At 53.1% G+C, this 22,219-nt stretch carries 18 protein-coding genes and 1 pseudogene; 3 read left to right on the top strand and 16 right to left on the bottom strand.

The features are described 5' to 3' along the window. The first annotated feature begins 222 nt into the window (after positions 1-222). Both FLT43_RS14260 and FLT43_RS29715 read left to right on the top strand, forming a co-directional pair. On the top strand, positions 223-2,691 hold the full coding sequence (locus FLT43_RS14260; RefSeq protein ID WP_087443966.1) for an O-antigen ligase family protein: 2,469 nt from the start codon (positions 223-225) through the stop codon (positions 2,689-2,691). A gap of 478 nt (positions 2,692-3,169) precedes the next feature. Continuing rightward, a pseudogene (locus FLT43_RS29715) lies at positions 3,170-4,191 on the top strand (IS4 family transposase). A gap of 32 nt (positions 4,192-4,223) precedes the next feature. Here the strand turns inward: FLT43_RS29715 and FLT43_RS29340 are convergent. From FLT43_RS29340 to FLT43_RS14285, 6 genes are all read right to left on the bottom strand, one after another. Further along, on the bottom strand, positions 4,224-4,391 hold the full coding sequence (locus FLT43_RS29340; protein WP_167386817.1) for a hypothetical protein: 168 nt from the start codon (positions 4,389-4,391) through the stop codon (positions 4,224-4,226). Further along, positions 4,388-5,269: a UTP--glucose-1-phosphate uridylyltransferase GalU gene (gene galU / locus FLT43_RS14270; RefSeq protein ID WP_087440740.1), complete on the bottom strand. Its 882-nt coding sequence runs from the start codon at positions 5,267-5,269 to the stop codon at positions 4,388-4,390. The genes FLT43_RS29340 and galU overlap by 4 nt, the downstream gene beginning before the upstream one ends. A 191-nt stretch (positions 5,270-5,460) precedes the next feature. Beyond that, positions 5,461-7,980, bottom strand: coding sequence for a U32 family peptidase (locus FLT43_RS14275; protein ID WP_087440742.1), 2,520 nt, complete (start codon positions 7,978-7,980; stop codon positions 5,461-5,463). Positions 7,981-8,649: 669 nt separating this feature from the next. Further along, positions 8,650-9,081, bottom strand: coding sequence for a transposase (locus FLT43_RS30160; RefSeq protein ID WP_340162472.1), 432 nt, complete (start codon positions 9,079-9,081; stop codon positions 8,650-8,652). A 63-nt stretch (positions 9,082-9,144) separates the two neighbouring features. Next, positions 9,145-9,930 (bottom strand): IS110 family transposase, encoded by a 786-nt coding sequence (locus FLT43_RS30165; RefSeq protein ID WP_244951379.1) that lies wholly within the window; start codon positions 9,928-9,930, stop codon positions 9,145-9,147. 1,106 nt (positions 9,931-11,036) lie between these two features. Beyond that, positions 11,037-11,240: a hypothetical protein gene (locus FLT43_RS14285; protein ID WP_087440166.1), complete on the bottom strand. Its 204-nt coding sequence runs from the start codon at positions 11,238-11,240 to the stop codon at positions 11,037-11,039. 332 nt (positions 11,241-11,572) lie between these two features. On the opposite strand from FLT43_RS14285, the gene FLT43_RS14290 reads away from it, so the two are divergent. After that, positions 11,573-13,201 carry a nitrite/sulfite reductase gene (locus tag FLT43_RS14290; RefSeq protein ID WP_087440167.1) on the top strand — a complete coding sequence of 543 codons (1,629 nt, stop codon included), beginning with the start codon at positions 11,573-11,575 and terminating at the stop codon, positions 13,199-13,201. A gap of 221 nt (positions 13,202-13,422) precedes the next feature. Here the strand turns inward: FLT43_RS14290 and FLT43_RS29720 are convergent, their stop codons facing one another. The 10 genes from FLT43_RS29720 to thiM all read right to left on the bottom strand — a co-directional run bounded on the left by FLT43_RS29720 (position 13,423) and on the right by thiM (position 21,858). Next, entirely contained in the window at positions 13,423-13,506 is an 84-nt protein-coding gene (locus FLT43_RS29720) for a putative holin-like toxin (RefSeq protein WP_220182436.1), read from the bottom strand. 183 nt (positions 13,507-13,689) lie between these two features. Next, positions 13,690-14,457, bottom strand: a complete 768-nt coding sequence (locus FLT43_RS14295; RefSeq protein ID WP_087440229.1) for an HAD family hydrolase — start codon at positions 14,455-14,457, stop codon at positions 13,690-13,692. A gap of 171 nt (positions 14,458-14,628) precedes the next feature. Beyond that, complete coding sequence (gene bcmE / locus FLT43_RS14300) at positions 14,629-15,858, bottom strand: thiamine pyridinylase (protein WP_087440168.1); 1,230 nt, start codon at positions 15,856-15,858, stop codon at positions 14,629-14,631. Between the two features lie 58 nt (positions 15,859-15,916). After that, a complete protein-coding gene (locus FLT43_RS14305) occupies positions 15,917-17,158 on the bottom strand; it encodes an HAD-IIA family hydrolase (protein WP_087440169.1) in 1,242 nt (413 codons plus the stop codon). A gap of 17 nt (positions 17,159-17,175) precedes the next feature. Then, positions 17,176-17,937 (bottom strand): class I SAM-dependent methyltransferase, encoded by a 762-nt coding sequence (locus FLT43_RS14310; protein WP_087440170.1) that lies wholly within the window; start codon positions 17,935-17,937, stop codon positions 17,176-17,178. 11 nt (positions 17,938-17,948) lie between these two features. Next, positions 17,949-18,965, bottom strand: coding sequence for a thymidylate synthase (locus tag FLT43_RS14315; RefSeq protein ID WP_087440171.1), 1,017 nt, complete (start codon positions 18,963-18,965; stop codon positions 17,949-17,951). Positions 18,966-18,983: 18 nt separating this feature from the next. Next, a complete protein-coding gene (locus FLT43_RS14320; protein ID WP_087440172.1) occupies positions 18,984-19,451 on the bottom strand; it encodes a nucleoside 2-deoxyribosyltransferase in 468 nt (155 codons plus the stop codon). Between the two features lie 66 nt (positions 19,452-19,517). Continuing rightward, on the bottom strand, positions 19,518-20,210 hold the full coding sequence (thiE, locus tag FLT43_RS14325) for a thiamine phosphate synthase (RefSeq protein WP_087440173.1): 693 nt from the start codon (positions 20,208-20,210) through the stop codon (positions 19,518-19,520). Further along, on the bottom strand, positions 20,207-21,019 hold the full coding sequence (gene thiD / locus FLT43_RS14330; RefSeq protein ID WP_087440174.1) for a bifunctional hydroxymethylpyrimidine kinase/phosphomethylpyrimidine kinase: 813 nt from the start codon (positions 21,017-21,019) through the stop codon (positions 20,207-20,209). The genes thiE and thiD overlap by 4 nt, the downstream gene beginning before the upstream one ends. Further along, the gene (thiM, locus tag FLT43_RS14335) at positions 21,016-21,858 is read right to left on the bottom strand and encodes a hydroxyethylthiazole kinase (protein ID WP_087440175.1); all 843 of its coding nucleotides are present in this window, start codon (positions 21,856-21,858) and stop codon (positions 21,016-21,018) included. Before thiM ends, thiD begins: the two co-directional genes overlap by 4 nt. Positions 21,859-22,219: the final 361 nt, after the last annotated feature.

Consider the following 22,219-nt stretch of genomic DNA (forward strand, 5'->3'; position numbering starts at 1 on the left):
CAATATGCAATTGCTTATGTTGATTCAGCCATATTTTTGTCGCTTTATACATTATAGCGCAAGTTGATGACAGGGATCGAACATAAAATCTAGTGTCGAATCTTTCACTACAATCGCTAAGTAAAATGTTGTAGGTCTAGTTCTCATAAAGCAGTCAAATGGAAGTTCTCCCCCGCCTATGCTATTATTATATTCGTAATTTACTAGCAAAGGAGAATAACTTTGTCTACATATGGCTACGGGGCTAAAAAGCCCAAACAAAAAAACGACAAAAGTAACCATTTTTCTCTTGCTCAATGGGGAGCAATAGTTACTCTTATTTTATTCTTAATCTGGTCGCCATTTCAGTTCGGTCTATTCAACGGACAAATCACACAATTTGAAAAACCAATTTACTGGTCTATTCTCATAGCTTCTATTCTAGCATTTTTGACAGTAGGAGTCCTGCTTCAATTCAAAAAAAGAAATTATGACCAGTCTGACGTGCTTACTCTCTTTGTATTTCTACTGCCTTTAACCTACGGAGTTTCGGCATTTTTCGCGGCTTCCAGTTATTTGGCAGTAAATGCGATTTTTATTATGTTAATTTATGCCGTTTTCTTCGCTCTTATTAAACTAACAACAGGCGAAGAGAAGATCAATCGCATCATCCAGATTACGTTAACAGGTTCCGCCTACGCCATAGTCTGGTTTGGATTAATGAACTGGTTAGGAAATGGGAAGCTTGCGGCGGCATTGATTGGCTGGTTTTCTAGGCTTAATGCGGATGGACTATATGAGCAAGCGATTTGGGTAGATGCGAATGGACCGCGTCTTGCCTCGGTGTTCCAATACCCGAATACGTATGCGGCCTATTTGATGGCCTTTTTGTTTGTAGCCGTGTTTTACTTAACGACAACCCGTAAGGCCGTTAGTCATGCGGTCCACGGTTTTATGTTGGTGCCGATTATTTTATCTATTCTTCTAACCCTTTCCCGTAGCGGTCTGGTGTTATTGCCAGTTGTGTTTGTGGTGGTTCTCTTATTTGTAAAGCCGGCACGGCAGATTCTGTGGATTATCCATCTGGCCATCAGCGGCGCTGCGACACTAGTTATTTTGAATACAGTATCGGCTATCGGGAATCAAGTACATCTGAACGAGTCAGGCAGCTCCACCTTGAGAGGGTGGCTCTATATTCTTGGAGCGTCCGCTGCATGTGCCATATTATGTTGGATTGTACAACGATTCTTTGCACCATGGTTGGAACGCAAACTGGAAGGCTTCTCAATGAAGAAGTGGTCCAATGCTCTTCTTCCTGTAGGGGGAACCATCATTGCTGGAGTGCTGATAATCTTTTTGCTAGGAACCGGCCTCAAGAACTTGTTGCCGGAAAGTATCTCTTCACGTCTCAGTTCAATCAACTTCCAGCAGCACAGTGTGCTCGAGCGGATTACGTTCTACAAAGACTCTATGAAGCTAGTGGCTGACTATCCAGTCTTCGGTGCGGGCGGCGGCGCTTGGAGCGCATTGTATGAAAAGTACCAAAACAACCCGTATGAATCAGCCCAAGCTCACAGCTACTACATGCAGTATCTTGTTGAGTCTGGATTTTTTGGCTTCATTATATTAATCGCCTTTCTGGGCATTATTTACTGGAAGTACGTTCAATCCTTCCGTAACGCGGAAGAGACGAAGCGGAATAGCTATTTCATGTATTTCATTTTGGCGACCAGCATTTTGGTACATAGCGTGATGGATTTTAACATGAGCTATGTTTATATCGGGATTATCGTCTTTATTAGCTTGGGAGGAATGGCGGCATCAATTTCAACGGAGCCACTTAAGAAAATAAAGCCAAGTACAATCAAAGCGGCTACGGCAAGTATTCTCGGCATCGCAGGAATAATAATGTTCATCACATCTCTATTGTTTATTCAGGCGTCGAGCTCGTTCGCCAAAGCGGATAAAACGCTAGTTGAAACCAAAAATTTCAATCTGACAATGGAATACTTGAATAAGGCATTGAAAATACGACCAACCGTTCCAGAGTATGCTGCATTTAAAGCTGACCTGTTCAAACAAGTATATACTCAACAGGGAGATGAGGACTTTTTTGCTGAAGCGGAGCATACGTTGCGACAAGCCCTTGATAAACAACCAGGGAACCGAATATTACTATTACGACTGATAGATCTTTATGAACAAAAGGGAATGGATTCGGAGTTGTACGAAGTACTCTCTGAAAATGCTGAACGTTTTCCATGGGATATGACTTGGTATGAGAAGTACATGGCTGCTACTTTACGCCAAGGGATTATCATTAATAACGATTCACCAGACAAGAAAAATGAATATATGGATGAGATTATTGCAGCATTGCGCCATGTCGAACAAGGTGTGGAACATCTCAAAACTTTGCCGGAAGGACAGCTTCAGGGGCGAGAATTCATAGTAACGAACACGATGGCCATGAATGCTGGCCGGGCGTATATCATGAAAGGAGAGCCTGGGGAGGGGGCTGAAGCAATGAAGCCTTACCTGAACGAGGACCTTTCTAATGCGGATAACCGGGAGCTAGCCCGTTGGTATGTCGGAGCAACTATCCAGAACGGCCAAGTTGATCAGGTATGGTATGATAAGATGCTCAGTGTGGACCCTGAAGAAAAAGAGCGAATTGAGCAAGTTGCTGGAATGCGGTTTTTAAAACAATAGAAACTAAAAAACGGTCCTTACGGGCAATGTCATTAAGATAAGGCGCGGAAACCATAATCTAGCAAAAGAGCAGGTTATCGAAAAGATAGCCCGCTCTTTTTTTTGAAAGAAAATCAAGACTTAACAGGTAGATGGATATGTGTGGCGAAGACCCTTGAAACACGAGGAGGCCACGTCCATGAATGAGTATGCGATTTCGCTAAAAAAAACGCTGACATCCCTCATACGAGAAATGGCAGCCGCACCAGCTCCTTATGTCAAAAATCCTAAAAAAGACTTTACCCGAAAGAAAAAGCTTTCTTTTGAAACGGTGATGCAACTCCTTATCTCCATGGGAGGGAACAGCCTATATAAGGAACTTTTGGAATCACAAGGCTATGACGTAAACACCGCAACCACTTCTGCTTTTGTCCAACAGCGGAATAAAATTCTGCCGTCTGCTTTGGAATTCTTGTTTCACGCATTTACGCAATCGGTTATGGACATCAAGGACTACCGAGGGTATCGATTACTTGCCGTTGACGGTTCGGATTTGCATATCGCAACTGACTCTGCGGACACGGACACCTATTTTCAAAGTCAACCGAACACGAAAGGCTATAACCTTCTGCATTTGAACGCTGCCTATGACTTGTGCAACAGACTGTACGTGGATGCCATTGTTCAGCCACGAAGGTTATGCAACGAGGGAAGGGCGCTGGCTGCTATGGTTGACCGTTCTCCCATCAAGGGCAAAACCATTGTGATTGCCGATAGAGCTATGAAAGTTACAACAATTTCGCGCATCTTGAACGCAAAGGGTGGAACTATGTCATACGGGTAAAGGATTTGGATTCCAATGGTATTCTTTCGGGCTTGCGTTTGCCCTCTAGCGGAGAGTTTGATAGGGACATTCATCTGACACTTACCAAAAAACAAACCAAAGCGGTCAAGGCTCATCCAGAGAGGTACAAGTTCGTCCCTTCCACGTCAACCTTTGATTTTTTGTATTTTCACGAGAACTTGTTTTACCCGATTTCCTTTCGGGTGGTTCGTTTCGTCCTGCCGAGTGGCGCTTTTGAGACCGTCATTACGAATCTTACCGCCACGGATTTCCCACCGGGTGAAATCATGTCTATGTATAACATGCGATGGGGCATTGAAACCTCATTCCGGGCATTAAAGTACACCGTCGGTCTGACGAATTTTCATGCAAAGAAACGAGAGTCCATTACCCAAGAGATTTTCGCAAGAATGATCCTGTACAATTTCGCTGAAATGATGACCTCGCACGTCGTCATTTCCCAAATGGAGAAACGGCACCCCTATCAAGTCAACTTCACGGTTGCCGTTCACGTGTGTAGACACTTCCTGCGCTCAAGGGACGATGAACCCTCGCCCGATGTTGAAGCACTGATCCGCAAAAACATTTTGCCGATTCGCCCCGTTCGCCCAGGGCAGCAGAATACGCGCAAAATCCGCTGGAAATCAGTAGTTAGCTTCGTCTATAGAGTAGCATAATTCGTTTCATATGAACATTTTTTTTAAGCGGATCATCCCTCCGCTTTGTTTGCTGTACACTTTTTTCCTTGCTTGTATACAAAAAAGAAACGGCACAGGGCTTTTTCCCATGCCGTTTCGGATTCCATTTTTATTTCCGCTCTTGTCTTGGAGCTAAACTTAATGACATTGTCCTTACGGGCCGTTTTTTTAATACTCATTTAAAATAGTATGGCTCCTTTATAATATCCTTTAAATATTTCAGGAGCTCATCTCGCAAATCAGGCCGTTGCAGGGCATAGTGAAGGGTCGTTTTGATAAAGCCTAACTTCTCTCCGACATCATGCCTTTCCCCTTCAAAGTGATATGCCAGCACTTCCTTCTCTTGGCTTAGCTCAGCTATGGCGTCCGTAAGTTGAATTTCGCCATGTACTCCCTCTTTCTGCTGCTCCAGCAGTTCAAAGATATGCGGTGTAAGGATATACCGACCCATAATGGCCCAGTTCGAAGGGGCTTGGTCTTGAGCTGGTTTTTCGATAAGCTGTTTTGCACGAAGCAACCGTTCGTTTATTTGTTCCCCTGCAACGACGCCGTAACGTGATACGTCTTCCCACGGAACAGGCTGGACCCCGACAATGGGCGCTTCATGTGCCTCGTACACGTCAAGCATTTGTCTCAGACACGGCGTATTGGCTTCGACGATATCGTCCCCCAGCAGCACGGCGAATGGCTCATTGCCAATAAATTTGCGGGCACACCAGATGGCATGGCCCAATCCGCGCGGCTCTCTTTGTCTTATGTAATGGATATCTGCCAATTCGGACGGCTTTTGAACTTCTTCAAGCAGGGCAAGTTTGTCTCGTTCACGAAGCAAATACTCCAGTTCAAAGATACTATCAAAATGATCCTCGATCGCGCGCTTGCCTTTTCCCGTCACAATAATAATATCCTCAATCCCCGATGCGACAGCTTCTTCGACGATATATTGAATGGTCGGCTTGTCCACAATAGGAAGCATTTCTTTCGGCATCGCTTTCGTCGCTGGCAGGAATCGGGTTCCCAGCCCAGCCGCCGGGATAATCGCCTTTCTGACCTTCATGAAGTTTCTCCTCTCTACTTCAATTTCTATTCTAAATCACCGTTTTTTCTTGTATTGGTTACCGCCTATTATATCGCAAAAACGGTAGACCCGCTTCATAAGGAGCTTCAGGTGGAGAGAAAAACCCTTCCTAACAAAAAAAGCAGGAACCCACGCAATGCAATGGTTCCTGCCTTATATAAGCAATTACGTTATTTCACCAACTGCCCGCGCGTGACACCGAGCTGGTTCGTCGCCTTCAAAGTGCGCCATACTTCGGTGCCGCTGATCTCAGCACGGAGAGCGCGGCCGTACAGGTCGATAACTTGATGAACCTGTTCCGGCGTCTCCTCCAGGAATTCGACGCGGTAGCTGCCTACGCCTAAGTCCAGGAAGTTGGCAATGTACTCGGCTCCGGACTGCTCAATGGCGTTGTAGACCGTGTTGCGGCAGCCTTCATCCACGCGGACCGGGTGGGACATGCCGATGCGGTCGCGCAGGGAGACGCGGTGCTCTTCGCACGGGCGGCCGCAGTTCGTGTAATCTGTTCCTTCGCTAAGGAAGGTGCAGTAGACGCAGTGCTCCGTATGGAACATCGGCAAATGCTGATGGATGACGATTTCCAGCAACGAGGTGTCGCTATGTCGCAGCATATCGACCATCTGCTGAATGTTCAGATCATAGGATGGCGTGATGCAATCCAGACCCGAGGCGGCGAACAGTTCCACTGTTTTGTGGTTAGCTACGTTCAAGGAGAAGTCGCCGATGAGCTGCGGGAAGACTTCGCCCCGCTCAGCGGCCTCGGCCTTCGCCTGCATGTAGAACTGCAGCGCGCCAGTATTGCGGACAAGCACCGCGTCCGGCTTCAGCTTTAGGATGTTCCGGTGATAGCCATTTTCGCCGGGCATATGGATGCGCGGCGTGACGAGAGCGATCGGCTTGCCGGCAGCGCGGCACGCCTCGATGGCGGCCGGGAACTGCTTGATGAACTCGAAGTCGGCGTAGATGAGTTCCGCCTCCGTGTTCACGGCCGCCTCCACTTGCGCGAGCGAACGGCACAGCGCCGTCAGCCGCGCTTGGCCCGGCTGCACCGCCGTGTGCTCCCGCACCGCGCCGCCGTAGACGTCAACGCCGCGGTGCTCGTAGACCGGCGGCTTCGGCCGCTCGCCCGCGAGCAGTTCCACCGCCCGGCGGCGGACCGCATTCAGCTCTCGCATCGGCACGATAACGTCGCCTTCCAGGGCGACGTCCAGCCGCTCGAGCTGATACACCGTTCCGCCAAGGCGGCCGAACTGCTCCTCCAGAAGCGCCTGATCCATCGGGCGCTTCTGGGCCGCTTCCAGCGCCAGCTCCGAATCCACCTGCACCGTCGTGCCCTTCGGGACGTCGGTCCACCAGGTGCGGAGCGGCTCGCCGGCGCGGCCTTCCACGCGCACATGCACGGGGAACACGCGATACGGCTTCTCCGTATCGAACGTGGCCCGCATGCGCTTGTCCAAAGCCGGGTCGCTCGTCTTCCAAATCCGGTCGCCGACCTTCACCCGCCGCAGGTCAACATCGTGTCGTCCCGGCACGATATCGACCAGCCAGCCCTCCTGCGCCTCGCCTTCCAGCTTAACGCCTTTGCGGCGCAGGTCGTACACGCGGCCGCCCTCCTCCTTCTTCGTCGGGTCGCCTGCGTCAAATCCAATCCCGTCGCCGCGCTTCAACGGCGCCTCCAGCTTGCACACGATCCCGTCGCGCAGCACCTGCTCGACACGGCCGAGATAGACGCCGCGGCTCTTCGGGAACGTGCCGTCCACGAGCTGCTTGTTGTTCGTCCCCTTCAGGAAGCCGTGCGTGAAGCCGCGCGAGAAGCTCTGCTGCAGCTCGCGAACCTCTTCCTTCGTCGGCCCGGTCCAGCGGCCATCAAAATAATCATCGATCGCCTTCCGGTACTTGCTGACCACATTCGCCACATATTCCGGCTGCTTCATGCGGCCCTCGATTTTGAACGACGTCACGCCCGCTTCAATTAGCTCCGGCACGAGATCGAGCGCCGCCAGATCCTTCGGCGACAGCAAATACGTCACATCGCCCATCGGCTGATGCTTGCCGTCGACCATCATGTCATACGGCAGACGGCACGCCTGCGCGCATTCCCCGCGGTTCGCGGAGCGCCCGCCCCACATTTCCGAGGTAAGGCATTGCCCCGAATAGGACACGCACAAAGCGCCGTGCACGAACACCTCCATCGGAAGCTGCGCCTCGGCCCCGATCTTCTGAATCTGCTTCAGATTGTTCTCGCGGCCGAGCACGACCCGCTCCAGCCCGTACGGCTTCGTGAACGAAGCCGCCTCCGGCGACGTAATCGTCATCTGCGTCGAGCCGTGAATCGGGAAATCCGGCGAAATCTCGCGAATCAGCTTCACCAGTCCCAGATCCTGCACGATGACCGCATCGACCCCGGCCGTGACGCACGCATCGATCAGCTCCTTCGCATCCGCCAGCTCATTTTCAAATACAAGAATATTGAACGTCAAAAAACCCTTCACGCCATAGCTATGCAAAAACGCCATAATCTCAGGCAGTTCATCCATCTGGAAATTGTTCGCGCGCGCCCGCGCATTGAATTTCTCCACGCCGAAAAAGATCGCGTCCGCCCCATTCGCCACCGCGGCCCGCATGCAATCCCAGTCGCCCGCAGGCGCCAGCAGCTCAATATCTTCACGCCGCAGATTCCGGGGCGCCATGCCCGCTTCCTGCATCGCAGCCTTCACGACATCTACGGCTTGTCTATCGTTATGTTGCTTGATCGTCGTCATTACGTTGACCCCCAACCTGAATTCTTCAACTCTGCCTACCATTCAACAAGGCCAGACATCGAAGATGCCTTACATAGTATAGCGGTCTTTCGGCCAAAACTCCAGTAGCGGCGATATCTTCCTCCCCTGCGATTGGACCCTGTCTAGCTGCGGCCCCAGCCCCTCTATCTGCCTTCTCCCGCTCCCTCTCCCCATCGCTCCCTCTAGAGGCAGCACTTTTCTCTTGCATACTCGCTTATTCGCAGGATTTCATCTTCCTTTGAGAAGCAGTAACAGGATTTAGAATCGGCAGGTGAACCCGAAATCGGTTCAACGGCATGCGGGAATAGAGGGATCAATCCAAATCCCATTTTATTCCTTGCATGTCGCACGTTTCTCCACAATCCTCTGAGGATTCACGCTCCCATGTCTCAGCGGGTCTACGCCCTTACCTTCCTTCGTTATACCTGCTCAAGGAGTGGAGGTCGATCATGTTCAGTAAACGGGTCCAGGCCCTTTAGCGACGGGAACTCGATCCTCCGTGCGATTTGAATTCCTGCGAACGAGCCAGTATGCAACTACTACTACTTCAGATAAACGATTGCGCAGACGGTGTCACTATGCCGCTCTAGTCAATGGATTTGCCCTCCCTTCTTGAAATGCTTCTCCTGTCCGAGCCATGGCAACCAGAATACGCGCTAGTTTGCCTATAAGCTTGAATACCGATCTCTGTTTTTTCATCTTCCGTACCTCTACGTTCTGCCGATGCCATTTTTTAAAGGATGGATGGTGAGCGACCAAGTTCATGACAGCCAAGTACAAATACTTACGGAGTTGCCTCCGCCCGCGTTTGGAGATGACGACTTGCCCCTTCTTCTTTCCTGACATGCTTTCGGCCAGATTTAGGCCTGCCATCGACAGCAGTTGGCGGCCATGATTGAATTGCCGCAAGTCGCCTGCATTGGCTAAGAGGACTGCAATATAGAGGGACTTAGCCCTTAATGGAGGAAAATAACTCCACAGTCTCCGGAATTTCCTCCAGCAGCGCAGCTATCTCACGGTCTATTTCCTGCAAGCGCTCAGTGAGACGTTCATAATCTTCCACCAGGCGGCTTACTTCACGTCTCGCTTCTTCATTAGCATCCGCAGCGCCAACAGACAGACGGCAGGCCTCAATAGCTCCTGTGCCTTCAGCAGGCCGGTTCTCCCGCCGGCACGTTGCATCCGTTTCTTCCAGGCATGCACGAGGTCTTCAGCAGTATGCTTCAGAACATCGGCTGGAAGCGGAAAATCCTTTAACGTAGCGAGCGGACGAGGCTGCTCCCAATACTTGAAGACCTGAGTGAACTCAGGAAAATAGATATCCATCCAGCGAATGAGACGGTTCATGATATTCCCGCGGATGTCGGCCCAGTATTCCCTTTCGTTAACGACTACGCGAAGACGTCTGTAAAAAGGCTCCTGCTTGTTATAGTCGCTGTAATACCCTCGTGAAACGACATCCGCAATCACGAGAGCGTCCTTGGCATCATTTTTCGACTGCGAATTATCCCGATTTTCTTTGTTCCGCTTCGTAGTAAGTGGATTGACCAAAACGACTTTAATCCCCTTTTCTGAAAGCCAGTCGGCAAGATTAAGCCAGTAATGCCCCGTAGACTCCAAGCCAACAATCTCTTCAGACAGCTCACTTTTCTTTTGTAAATCACGAATCCAGTTCAATAATTTACTGAAACCGAATTGATTATTTTCAAATGCTAATCCACGGCCCTGTTCGATTCCACGGAAATTGACGGCTCGTGCAACATGTGTATTCTTAGCAATGTCAATCCCAACTACAAGGTGAATCGTGGTAATTCGTTCAACTCGTTGATTATATGCGGTAGATTGTTTAAACTTCATATAGAGCGTCCTCCTTGGATGATGGGTTTTTTAGGGCTATGACCCGTTGACACCCCCATTGTACAAGGGACGCTCCTTTTTTTTCAAAGCCAGAATCTTGGCTCTGACAGGAATGTTCAGACACACGGCGTGCCTGCCGCACAACAGCTCCTGGATTACAGCCTGTTTCTATGACTTCCGAACCTCCTGTTTCCTGTCCCTGCCTTCATATAAAATCAATAGAACACTCTTCTCCCGCCAAGCCGCGGCAATGAACAACCGATAGGGGACTTTTCTTCCTGAGCGAGAGGGAGTTTGGCTAAAAGAACTCGAACACCTATATCCATTCTGCCCTCCCTATCCAGAAAATAGAGCAGCCAGCCTCCTCTACCATGTTGTCCGAAAAACTTCCGCTACACTCCATCTCTACCTTTAGCAGAAGATTTACAATCGTCCTCGTTGCCTGACCCGATGGGAGAATGGAGAAAAGAAGCGCGCTGCACCTGTTCACCACCGTTGGCTGTATCGCAAAAGCGCTAATTCCACACTGCCTCCCTGAACCGACGGGATATTGATGCTAAGATAAGAGCACAGCACTCCCACAAATCCCGAACAACTGCAATTGGAGCTCGCCACTTCTCCCCCTGGCCCATCTTCTCCCTCTCTTTAGCCCGTATCTACCCGGAACCATCGGCACTCACGCACCCGGCAACGCTACTCCGGAACACCGATGCCGGCACCCCACAACAACGCTACCCTACGACAATCCCTGTCCCGACTTACAAAAAGACGCCATGCCCCACAGCATAGCATCTTTGCTTCCTATATTATGGTTTGGTGAACCGGAACGAGTCGAGGTCCTTTTCGAACTGTTCCACCATTCTGGCGTGCGGGATACGTCGTATAGGACCGCCAGGGCCAATACCCCGCAGTAGGGCCCCTTCACCGTGACATGATCTCCTTTCATACTCTTCTCTCCCTTTTTGCCAAAAGACCTCATTCTCCCGCCAAAACGGCGAAAAAAAGCCCTTTGATGATCTACATCAAAGAGCCTGCATGTTCACTGTTCGTATGTGTGCGGAGCTCGGATTCCCATTGAAACCGCTTAACTATTATGTAGCTTTACGTTACCAACCTGAGATCATCTTCACGTCTGCAATCAAAAAGATAATCAAGCTGACTACAGCAAATCCAATCGCAAACTTATTGCGCGGACGCTGCTTAACTTGGCGGAATACCGCCCAAACCAAGATTAACGTAAACACGATCATAAAGATGTCAAATAATTGAAACAGACTTTCGGTCTGCTCTGCTCCTTCGGCCAGAAACATGGTGCGACCTCCCTCTACACGCGCATTTTACCTATCTTCCCCTATGTTATATTTACCCAGCAAGAGTTGCAATACTTCTCCCTTATATTTAACAAGATTGTCACGAATTTTTCAAGTTTTCCGGTCCAAATGCTATTTACGGATGAATCATGTCATAGCTAGCATTCTAATTCGCCAATTATAACTGATTTAAATGGGATTCATTAGAAAAAATGATTCCTGGTTTTTCCCTATTTTTGTTGTCGCTCCCCAGGAAATGTGGTACGATGACACCAATCAATTCACACTATTTATATCGGAATTATTAATTTTAGAGGGCGGGGGATAACCAAATGGCATACGAACCGGTATGGATGAAGGACCCTTCGAAGTTGAACAAGTTTGAATTTATTAAGATGGAAAAGGACGGGCTGGATGTCATCCGCGACATCATTGAGACCTATGCCGAGCAGGGCTATGAGTCCATACCGGAGGATGACAAAAACCGGTTTAAATGGGCCGGCGTCTACGAGCAAAAGCCGAAGGACGGCCACTTCATGATGCGCATCCGGATCAATTCGGGCATATTGCAGGCGGCGCAAGCCCGGGCCTTGGCGGACATCTCCAGGCTGTACGGACGAGGACTCATCGATGTGACGACGCGCCAGGCCGTGCAGTACCACTGGCTGCGCGTCGAGCATCTGCCGGACATTTTCAAGCGGTTGGAAGCCGTCGGCTTGTACTCCTATGAAGCTTGCGGCGACTGCCCCCGCACAATCGTCGGCAACCCGCTGGCAGGTATAGACCCGGATGAGCTAATGGACACGACCGAATTAGTTAATGAGGTGAATGATTTCTTCCTGCTGAACCGGGATTTCTCGAACCTGCCGCGCAAATACAAAATGTCCATTTCATCCAACATCTATAATAACGCGCATGCGGAAATTAACGACCTTGCCTTCACCCCGGCGACGAAGCAGATCGGCGGACAGGAAGTTATCGGCTTCCACGCCTGGGTCGGCGGCGGCTTGTCGGCGAAGCCGTATCTGGCGCAGCAGCTCGACCTGTTCGTCCGCCCGGAAGAGGTGCTCAAGCTAGCCATCGGGGTCACGACGCTGTTCCGCGACTACGGCTTCCGCGAGAAGCGGCATCAAGCCCGCCTGAAATTCCTGATCGCAGCTTGGGGAATCGAGAAATTCCAAGCTCATCTGGAGGAGCTGATCGGCAAGCTCCCTTCCCGGGGCGAAGACCGGATTGCCGGGTGGCAGGCCGCTTATTTCGATGGCGTCCACCCGCAGAAGCAGCCGGGGCTTCACTACATCGGCCTGAATGTCCCCGTCGGCCGGCTTGACGCCGATGAGTTCGAGCAGCTGGCAGACGCTGCGGAACGATATGGCGACGGCACGCTGCGCACGACGATGTCACAGAACATCATCCTTACCGGCATTCCGGAGCGAGCCCTGGATACGGTGCTGGCGCTGCCGGTGCTCGAGCGCCTGACTCCGTATCCGCGGCCGTTCATGAGCCGCACCGTCTCCTGCACGGGCAACGAGTTCTGCAATCTCGCCATTGTCGAGACGAAGGAACGGGCGCGGCGCGTAGCCCAATACTTGGACGACCATGTCGGCGATTTGAACGAAAAGGTACGGATTCATTTCATCGGCTGCCCGAACTCCTGCGGCCAGAAGCATGTCGCCGACATCGGTCTGCAAGGCTCGCTCATCAAGACCGAGCAGGGCATGGTCGACGCCTTCGATATCGCGGTCGGCGGCATCCTCGGTCCGGGCGCCCGCTTCAACACGGCGCTCAAGGGCCGGGTCCGAGCCGACGACGTGCCTTACGTTCTGGAGCAGCTCCTCCGCTACTACAAACAGGAGCGGAACGGGCAGGAATCGTTCCACGCCTTCTTCCTCCGCGTCGGCGCGGAAGCCTTCCAGGCGAAGCTGACGGAGGTGCTCGCTTCCCCCGCACTCACGTCGTAGCAGCCAAGCCCGGAGAAGGCGGCAATTGTTGCAGTCCATCTTCCTATTTATTTTTATCTATGGTATTATTTTTATAGTGACATGTTTATTTGGAACAACACCTGAATACACTAAAAAAGACCGCAGATGCTGGAACATCTACGGTCTTGCAATAGATTGCCTCTTAGGCAGTCGACCATTATGGAAGGTAGACCTCCACCGGCCGGGAAGCTCAGGGAGGTCTACTTCTTGTTAGAGAAGGACAGCAGCGCAATCACGAACAATCCGAATGCAATCATCAGACTGAGTGATTCAAATACTGTCATAGCCTCACCTCCCTTCCAGGAGATGTGCCGACCACCCTTAACGAGCCTATTCTATTGCACCCATATTATACCACACTATCACCTTTGTCAGAACATATATTCCGCCTTATAAGAACGGGCACCCCCCCTCGTTCCGCAATCCCGGAACGAGGGGGATATTTTTTTCAACACATTCCGATCCACCTACGCTTGCAGCCCGATCTCACCATAAGCGCGAATCATCGCATCGGCGGCGGCCGGCGCATCGAGGAAGGCGCGCTCTTCATCGATGAAGATGTTCAGCGCTACTCCGGCGCTGCGTCCCATCTCCATGTCGCCGACCGAGTCGCCGATGACGGCGACTTCCGCCGGCTTCAAGCCGATCTCGCGGCAGGCCAACTCGACCATGTCCGGGAATGGCTTGCCCCGCTCGACGCAATCATCACCGATGACCGCATCAAAATAATGCCGAATCCCCATCTTCTCCAAATGCTGCTCCGATGGTCCCTGGTCATCGGCCGTGACGACGGCCAATGTCAGCCCCAACGCCTTGCAGCGCTCCAGAAATGCGACGGTGCCGGTAATCGGCACGATATTGGCTTGCTCGAGCACCTGCTCGTTCGCGTTCTCGAAAACGGCGGTAACGCGCCGCAAGGCTTCATTCCACGGCACCCCCGTCCGATGCAGCAAATACGTCGCGATGCCGATCATTTGCGACGGAGAGCCCATCGCGAGCGCTCCCTGGCGGTCATGCCTACGAATCGAACCATCCTCTTCAATGATAACCCCTAATATATATCCAGGCTGCTCCGGCAGGGAGCCGCCCTCTTTTTTCAACTCCTGCTCCAGGTCGTGAAGCACCTTCTCAGCCCACCAGCCCCACAAGCTCATAAATTGCAGCAGCGTGCCGTCCTTGTCGAACAGAATGCCGCGGACCCGGGCGCTGCGATCTCCCGCACTCAACTGAACCATCTGCATCAACCTCTCCTCTGTATTGACAACTACATTCGGCGCCGGACCCTTTTTTCCTCTTTTCACGGCTGCCTTTTCATGGCTTCGTCAAGCTCCGGCTTCCTTCCCTTCCCCGCACACACAACAATCCCCCTCTCCCGTACGCGCCGGATGGAGGGGGATATGGAAGCTTTAGCTCGCCAGGCTCGAGGCGTCCGTCAAGCCGAGCGCTTCGGGCAGCACTCGCTTGGCATCCTTCAGCCACGTGCGCACTTCAGGCCCAAGCCGGAACACACGATTCGACGGCTGGTTCACGATACCCGACAATTCGGAATAAATCGGATAATCTTGCATCAATGCTTCGTATACCTGATGCCGGGCAGGCAACAGATACTGTGGATATTGGCCATCGGCCTGCGGGCGCAGAGCTTGCTCTACCGTATCCGCGGAAGCCATAATATTCGCCAGTTTTTGGGCCAGCTCCGGATAGGCCGTCTTGGAGTTCACGCTCACGACATCGCTGTAGAAAAGAGGAATGTCCTGCCCCGCCGATGAGGAAATCGTCTTGAACTGGACCTGATCCGCATACTCGCCCATGCGCATCATCGACTCGCTGTAGCCGATGAAGGCCCTTCCGCTGCCTTGCGCGAACCACGACGCTCTTACATAGGAGTCGCCATCCTCAGGAGCATACTGAGACGGCTTCTCCCCCGCCATATCAATTAGCAGCCGCAAGCCGCGAATGACTTTGTCATTCAGGGGGTCGAGCGGCGGAAGAAGGTCATATTCCGTATACTGGCCAGTCACATCGATAAGCGCCTCCAAATACATGCTCGCCTTCGTCGTCCCGCCAGCCATATTAATTAACAAGCCCTTATTTTTCAAAGGCGGAATCTGCTCGGAATGGTTGGTTCCTATTTTTTTGTACAGCTCATATATATTGTTGACTTGCCCTATCTTCAAATCGCCTTTCCGGTAAAAAAGCAGGTTCGTGCACAAAATTTGCGGCAGGCCGTATACCTTGCCGTTGCGCGTCGCTCCTTGCAGAGCAAAAGGGATTACATCCTCCGCCTGATCGATATCTTGGCTGTCGAAGGGCAGCAGATACCCCCCATCGACAAAATGGCTTAAAAAAATAGAATCCAGCACGAACACATCCAAATCATCCGGCGGATCCTCGGAATAGGAATCCCATTCCGTAAACTCCAGCCTGACGCCAGGCTCTAGCTGCTGCCACTGGTCAAGGACGGCTGCTTGGAAACGGGAAGGATCGGGCACGTACGGATAGATTGCCACCTTCAACGTAATATCGGAAGAAGCGTCGGAAAGAGCCGCCCCGGCTCCGGCCGGACTGACAACCACGAGCAGCAATACCAGCATAACCATGAATTGCTTATAAATGAAGCCTTTTATCTTTGACATAACCTAATCACCGCCTCTATTAAAATGGAACTTGCTATCCTTACTTAATAGATTCGTTCTAACGGAAAATACAAAGCGATTCCGCCGCCAAGGCATCCGCGATCCACCGGGGATTCATCGGGAGCACATTGTCCGGCAGTCGGTCCACTTCGAAAAAGTTGACATCCAACGTCTCGTCCCCCGTTCTAACAAGCGCTCCTCCCACCGTGTCACAGCGAAAGCATGCCGTCACGAAATGGCTGACCGCTCCGTTCGGGTAGGTGTATACTTGGGACTCGGGATCGGAATACAGGCCGACCAACCGCTTGACTTCCACCTGCAATCCGGTCTCTTCACGGATTTCCCGCACGATTGCCTCTTCTACGCTCTCCCCCCGCTCCACATGACCCGATGGGATTCCCCAGCATCCGTTGTCTGACCGCTTCATCAGGAGAACCCTGCCTTGTTCGTCCATGACGATGCCCGCCACTCCAGGCTTGATATCGTCCGGCCAAGGAAAAGCCGGGTGAACCCAACGATCCAGGATCAGCTCTTCATCCCACAAGCTGCGCAAATCGGGGATAATCGCATCGGGCTTGCGGTAATCCCGGGCAGACGAATATCCGCTATACGGCCCGCTGGATATAAGAACCGCCGAGATGCCTATCCGGTGTGCGCCTACGATATCCGCATCGGGCGTGTCCCCGAACATGATGGCCCGCGACCAGTCCTCCACCTGCTGCAGCGCTTGCCGGAACATATAAGGGTAAGGCTTGCCTACGATATAGGGCGTCTTGCCTGAAGCCATTTTGATAGCTTCCACGGCCGTCCCAACCGCCATCATGGGCCCATCAGGGCCCGGGAAGCTCCAATCGGCATTGGTGGCGAAGAACTGGGCGCCATTTGCGATACGCGTCACCGCGCTTTGGATGTCCCGCAGCGTCAAATCATCGTTCCAGCCGACCACGACGGCCTCGGCGTCGTTCACGCCCACAATGTCAAGGCCAGCCTCCCGGCACTCCCGCTCCAGATGCTCATCCCCGAGCACATACACCGAGCCCACCTGCCGTTCCCGCAGGCAGCATGCCGTTGCCCAGCCTGAGGAGATAACTTCATCCGTCATGGCCTCAATACCAAGACGGTTCAGCCTGGCTGCGGTCTGCTCCCGCGTCATACAGGGATTATTGGTCAAGAACCTGATCGTCTTCCCTCCGGAGCGCAAACGGTCCAGCGCTTCGACTGCACCGGGCAGAGCTTCCGGCCCGACATAGATGACACCGTCCAAATCAAACAAAAACACGTCAAATGCATCGTATAACACGTCGTTCCTCCTTACATTCACGCCTCTTTGACTGCCCGATAAATGAGGAAGGGCGGATAATCCCGCTCCATTTTCCATTGATCGAACCGGCTCTCCATCTCGATTCTTCTTAACTCATCCGGCGAAATATCGTGCAACGTCGGCTCCATACATTCGATATGCCGGAAGCCCGCATCCTCCAAAAGCTCCCGGTACATCTCCTTGGGCCAGTGGAAGTCATGGAGAATCATCTCTTCGCCGTTCGGAAGATGAAGCCATTCTTGCCGGGTTTCGCCATGCCCGTAGACTTTCCCCGGAACCCCGTTGCGGAACGTCGAGAAATCGATCCCGGTCGAATCCGGATGCGTATCCAAAATAACGTAGGAAGCGCCCGGAGCCAGCACCCGATGAATCTCACCGATAATGCGCGCGATTCGCTCTTGACTGCTCGTATTAATGAACACATAGCAGGTCATGGCCCCATCTACCGAGTTGTCTTCCAGGAATGCTAACCGATCCTGCTCGATATGGCGATAGTCGATCCGGGGGTGAGAGCGTTTCTGCATGGCGATATCGAGCATATGCCTCGATTCATCTGCGGCAATCACTTGCACATCGGCCGTTTCCGCCAAGCGGTAAGCCACCTTGCCGGGACCGCAGCCATAATCCAGCACCCGCTTGCCGGCGGGAACGGTCTTCAATAGATCGAACACGAAGCGGAACCCCAACGTCTGCTCCAAAATGTCGTTATACGCTTCGAACTGCTTCGCCACGTCCTCTTCCTTCCACGAAGTCTGCATCGTAATCCCCCTTATTTTTGCTGATGATGCTCGAGAAGCGATAGCGTCGCCTGCTGCGGCCATTTGTGATGCAGCAGCCGCTGATAGAGCGGACACAACGCACGGAACACGGAAGCGTCCGCAGGCCTCCGGTAAGCGACAGACTGGTAGAAGCTGAATAGCAGCAGAACCTGCTGCCAGTATACAGGCAGATCCAGCGCCTCGATGTCCGGGCCCGACAAGGCAACGCGGTCTTCTCTCAGCAGCGTTTCATATTCCAGGACCGTCTCCAGATGAGGCCATGGATTACCGGAAGGCATGACCGGAAATTCGTCCCTCTGCCCCTGCGTACCGGATGCGGCTTCGGCCAACACTCTCTCCACCGCCTCGTCATCCGGCTGATAGATATGTACCGAACCGACAACATGATAATAATCGCCCAGCTCCAGCCCCAATTCTCGCGCGAGCAGCTCCTGCATGAACGTGAACGAGAACACATCGCTGACCATCCCCCGGAACGCATCGTTCGCGCGCATGTAGGCGATCGCATACAGCTTCTGCTCCCGTACGAAAAATTGCAGCCCCAACGTGCAGGACACATCGATATTGGCGGAGCCAAGCTCCTCGTTGGCGTCGAAGATTTGAATGAACGCCCGCTTGGAATCGGGATCATCCTGGCCCAGCAAATCCGCGATTCGCTGCCATTGATTCACCTGGCTGGTTCCGAAGCGGAATATTTTAGGCCCGTATGCCGTTCCGGTAAGCGTTTGGCCGTTCATCGAGTACTCTCTCATTTTTCGATTGTAATAGCCGATAAAGTCCAGATCGTCCCTGGCAGACAAGTACCACAGCGCCTCGGCAAAATTGAATACGATATTCGTGCGGCGGCTCGCCAAATAACAGATACGCTCTGCGGGATTCGCTAGAGAGAATTGATAATTCAGCCGCTCGCGGCTCTGATGGCCGCGCGGCGCATTGCGGAATTGCGGCTGGCTGCCGACGGTATCCAGCGTAGCCAGATAAGCTTCGTGAAAACGGTCGAAGCGCACTTGCCCCTCCCCCTTCTATTATGAAATAGCGAACATTCGCTCCAATTCCGATAGATAATCTTGCTCCTCCCGGTAATAGATATATGTTACGTTGGCCACCTGGCCTAGCCCCCGAATGAGGAAGGCATACTCCTTCCCCTCCTCCAGCAGCAAAATGATCGGCTTGCCAAAAGCGGAGGCCCAACCAATCTCGATATGCGTCCCCGGAGAAGCCGGACAGCCGGGAAAGGCGACGAACTGATCGCAGGCGCGAATTTCTTCGAAGTCAATGGCTGTGCACTGATCGGGCGTCATGAAATCTTTTCCCCAGCCCTCACGTTTATGGGCATTGTGAACATCATAATCTCTCGCTTCAAAAAATGAGATGAGCTGAATCAGCTTACGTTGTTCATTCTCCTGCATGCAGCCTGTTTCCACATCTACCAAGCTCTTGAATGGCCCTGCCAAAAACAGCTTCTTCGTACCCGCTTCCTTCGCGATACCCATCCTGAATTCCACCTTCCCTAAAAATTGAATGAGTCAATGTCAATACGCTCCTGCTCCGCCCCTGTGCTATGCTCGCCGCGACCCGGCGACTCTCTTGCCCTGGTCCGATTCCGGCCCCAACCGGCGGAAGCTGGCCGCGGCCGCCCGAATATCGTCCGCGCCGGTCAGCGCCGAGATGACAGCGATGCCATCCGCCCCCGCTTCCATGACCGCCCCGGCGTTCGCGAGCGTAATCCCGCCGATGCCGACAAGCGGCACATGGATGCCCGCCGCCCGAATGTCTCCGATGATAGAGGGACCCTGTGCTTCCAGGGCATCTTCCTTCGATTGGGTCGGGTAAATGGGACCGATGCCCAAATAATCCGCTCCCTGCTCTATTGCCAGCCGCGCCTCCTCGACCGTGTGTGCCGATACGCCAAGCATGAGTCCGCCAATACGGGAGCGCACGCGATCGGCCTGCTCATCCTGCTGCCCGATATGGAGGCCGTCGGCGCCAAGCTCCAGGGCCAGCTCCAGATCGTCGTTCACGATGAACGGAACGCCGTGCCGCTTGCACACCGCTTGCAGCTCGGCTCCCAGCCGCTTTTTATCGTCGCCGATTAATGCGCCTCTCCCCTTCTCGCGGTATTGCAGCACCGACACGCCACCCGCCAACGCTTCTTCGGCTACCTGAACCGGATCCATCCGGCAGTTCACGCTGCCCATGACCAGGTAAAGCGGCAGATGAGCGCGCATCTCCTCCGACCGGACTCTGCTCATGAGCGCACCGCCATTCTGCGGCCGTAAGCCCAGTGGTTGGTCGGCCCATGGCCTTGGCCGATGCCGAGTGTCTCTTCCAGCGCCGCCTGGATGAACGCACGGGCGGTTCCGACGGCATCGGTGACGGACGAGCCTTTGGCCAGCTCCGCCGCCATGGCCGCGGAGAAGGTGCACCCGGTTCCATGCGTATGGCGGGTATGAACCCGCTTCCCGTGCAGCTCCGTGAAATGCACGCCGTCATAGAGCAGGTCCGTCACATGCTCTTCCCCTTCGCTGTGTCCGCCCTTGATGACGACGTATGCAGGGCCACAATCGCTGAGCCGCTTGGCAGCCTCGCGCCGGTCCTCCATCGTCCGGATCGGAATTCCGGTCAGCACCTCGGCCTCGGGGATATTGGGGGTCACGACGAGGGCATGCGGCAGCAGGTGCTCCTTCAACGCTTCGACCGCCTCTTTTTGCAGCAGCTCCGATCCGCCCTTGGCGATCATCACCGGGTCAACCACGACGGCCTTCCAGCCGAAACGCACGATGCGGTCAGCTACCGCCATAATAATTTCCTTGTTGAACAGCATGCCTGTCTTGACGGCATCCGGGGCGAGATCGGATCCGATCGCATCCATTTGTCCGATGACAGTCTCGGTCGGAATTGAATGCACCCCAGACACGCCCAACGTATTCTGAACCGTGATGGCCGCAATCGCCGACATCCCGAATACACCGAGCTCCTGGAACGTCTTGATGTCGGCCTGAATCCCGGCTCCCCCGCCGCTGTCCGAACCGGCAATCGTCAATGCCTTGTATATGGTCATCGCGCTTCACCTTCCTTTGCTAAAGCGGGCTCGAACGGCTTCACTTCCGTATGCGTTTTCAGCGAATCCCGATTCAAGCGGGACAGCTCGTCCAGCAGCGCAATCTGGAAGCTTCCCGGCCCGTCCTCTTCCGTACGTGCCGCCGCATCGTACGCAGCCGCAGCGTAGAAGGCAAGCCCCGCAGCTCCCGCCAGCAGCACATCCCGCTCCACGGCGGCGAATGACCCCAGCACCGATGTCAGCAAGCAGCCCGCGCCCGTGACCTGTGCCAGCAGAGGATGCCCGCCCTTCACGATATAGCCGGCTTGTCCGTCGGTAATGACATCCTCCGGCCCCGTAATGGCCACAACCGTCTGCAGGCTGCGGGCAGCGCGAACAGCCAGCTCCACTCGCTCATCCTCTGCTGAGTCCCCTGCATCCACGCCTTTGATAACACGCTGTTCACCAATCAGATTCGCCAATTCCGAGGCATTGCCGCGGACTAGTGACACTTGCACCTCGCGCAGCACGCGCAGCGCCGACGCCGTCCGATAACGCGTCGCACCCGCTCCGACCGGATCGAGCAGCACGGGTACTCCATGGGCATTGGCAGCCTGTCCGGCGACGATCATCGACTCTATCGTATCCTCGGAGAGAGTGCCCAGATTGAGCACCAACGCCCCCGCGATAGATGCCATGTCGGCCACTTCTTCACGCGCATACGCCATGACAGGCGACGCCCCTAACGCGAGCAAGCCGTTCGCCGTAAAATTCGTCACCACCACATTCGTCATATTATGAACGAGCGGTCGAGCTTCCCGCAGCTTGTCAATCAGCGCGGACACTTGATGTACCATCATGATCCATCCAACCTTTCTCACGAGCGGGAGCTTGCCGAAAGCCGGTAGAATCGAGTCTTTACATAGATTGCTAGACTATTAGGACAAAACCATTGCAGGAAGGTTACAGAGAACGGAACATAACGTGCAAGAACATTCTTCTCGCTTCACGAGAACGAGCATCCTGCCCGATAGACATGAGGTATATGAAGCAGTATCAAAAAGAAGACATGAAAAATCATAGTTAGCTAGACATTTGATAACAAATAACATTCGCGAAAAAACATGCATGGCCAATCCAATACATGTTCCCTCATGTTCGCTTCCTACGCTGGCATTACCCAACAGGTTCGATCGGTCAACAACAGACTAGTTGTACTCT

Origin of the sequence: Paenibacillus thiaminolyticus, assembly GCF_007066085.1 — a bacterium.
Lineage (GTDB): Bacteria > Bacillota > Bacilli > Paenibacillales > Paenibacillaceae > Paenibacillus_B > Paenibacillus_B thiaminolyticus.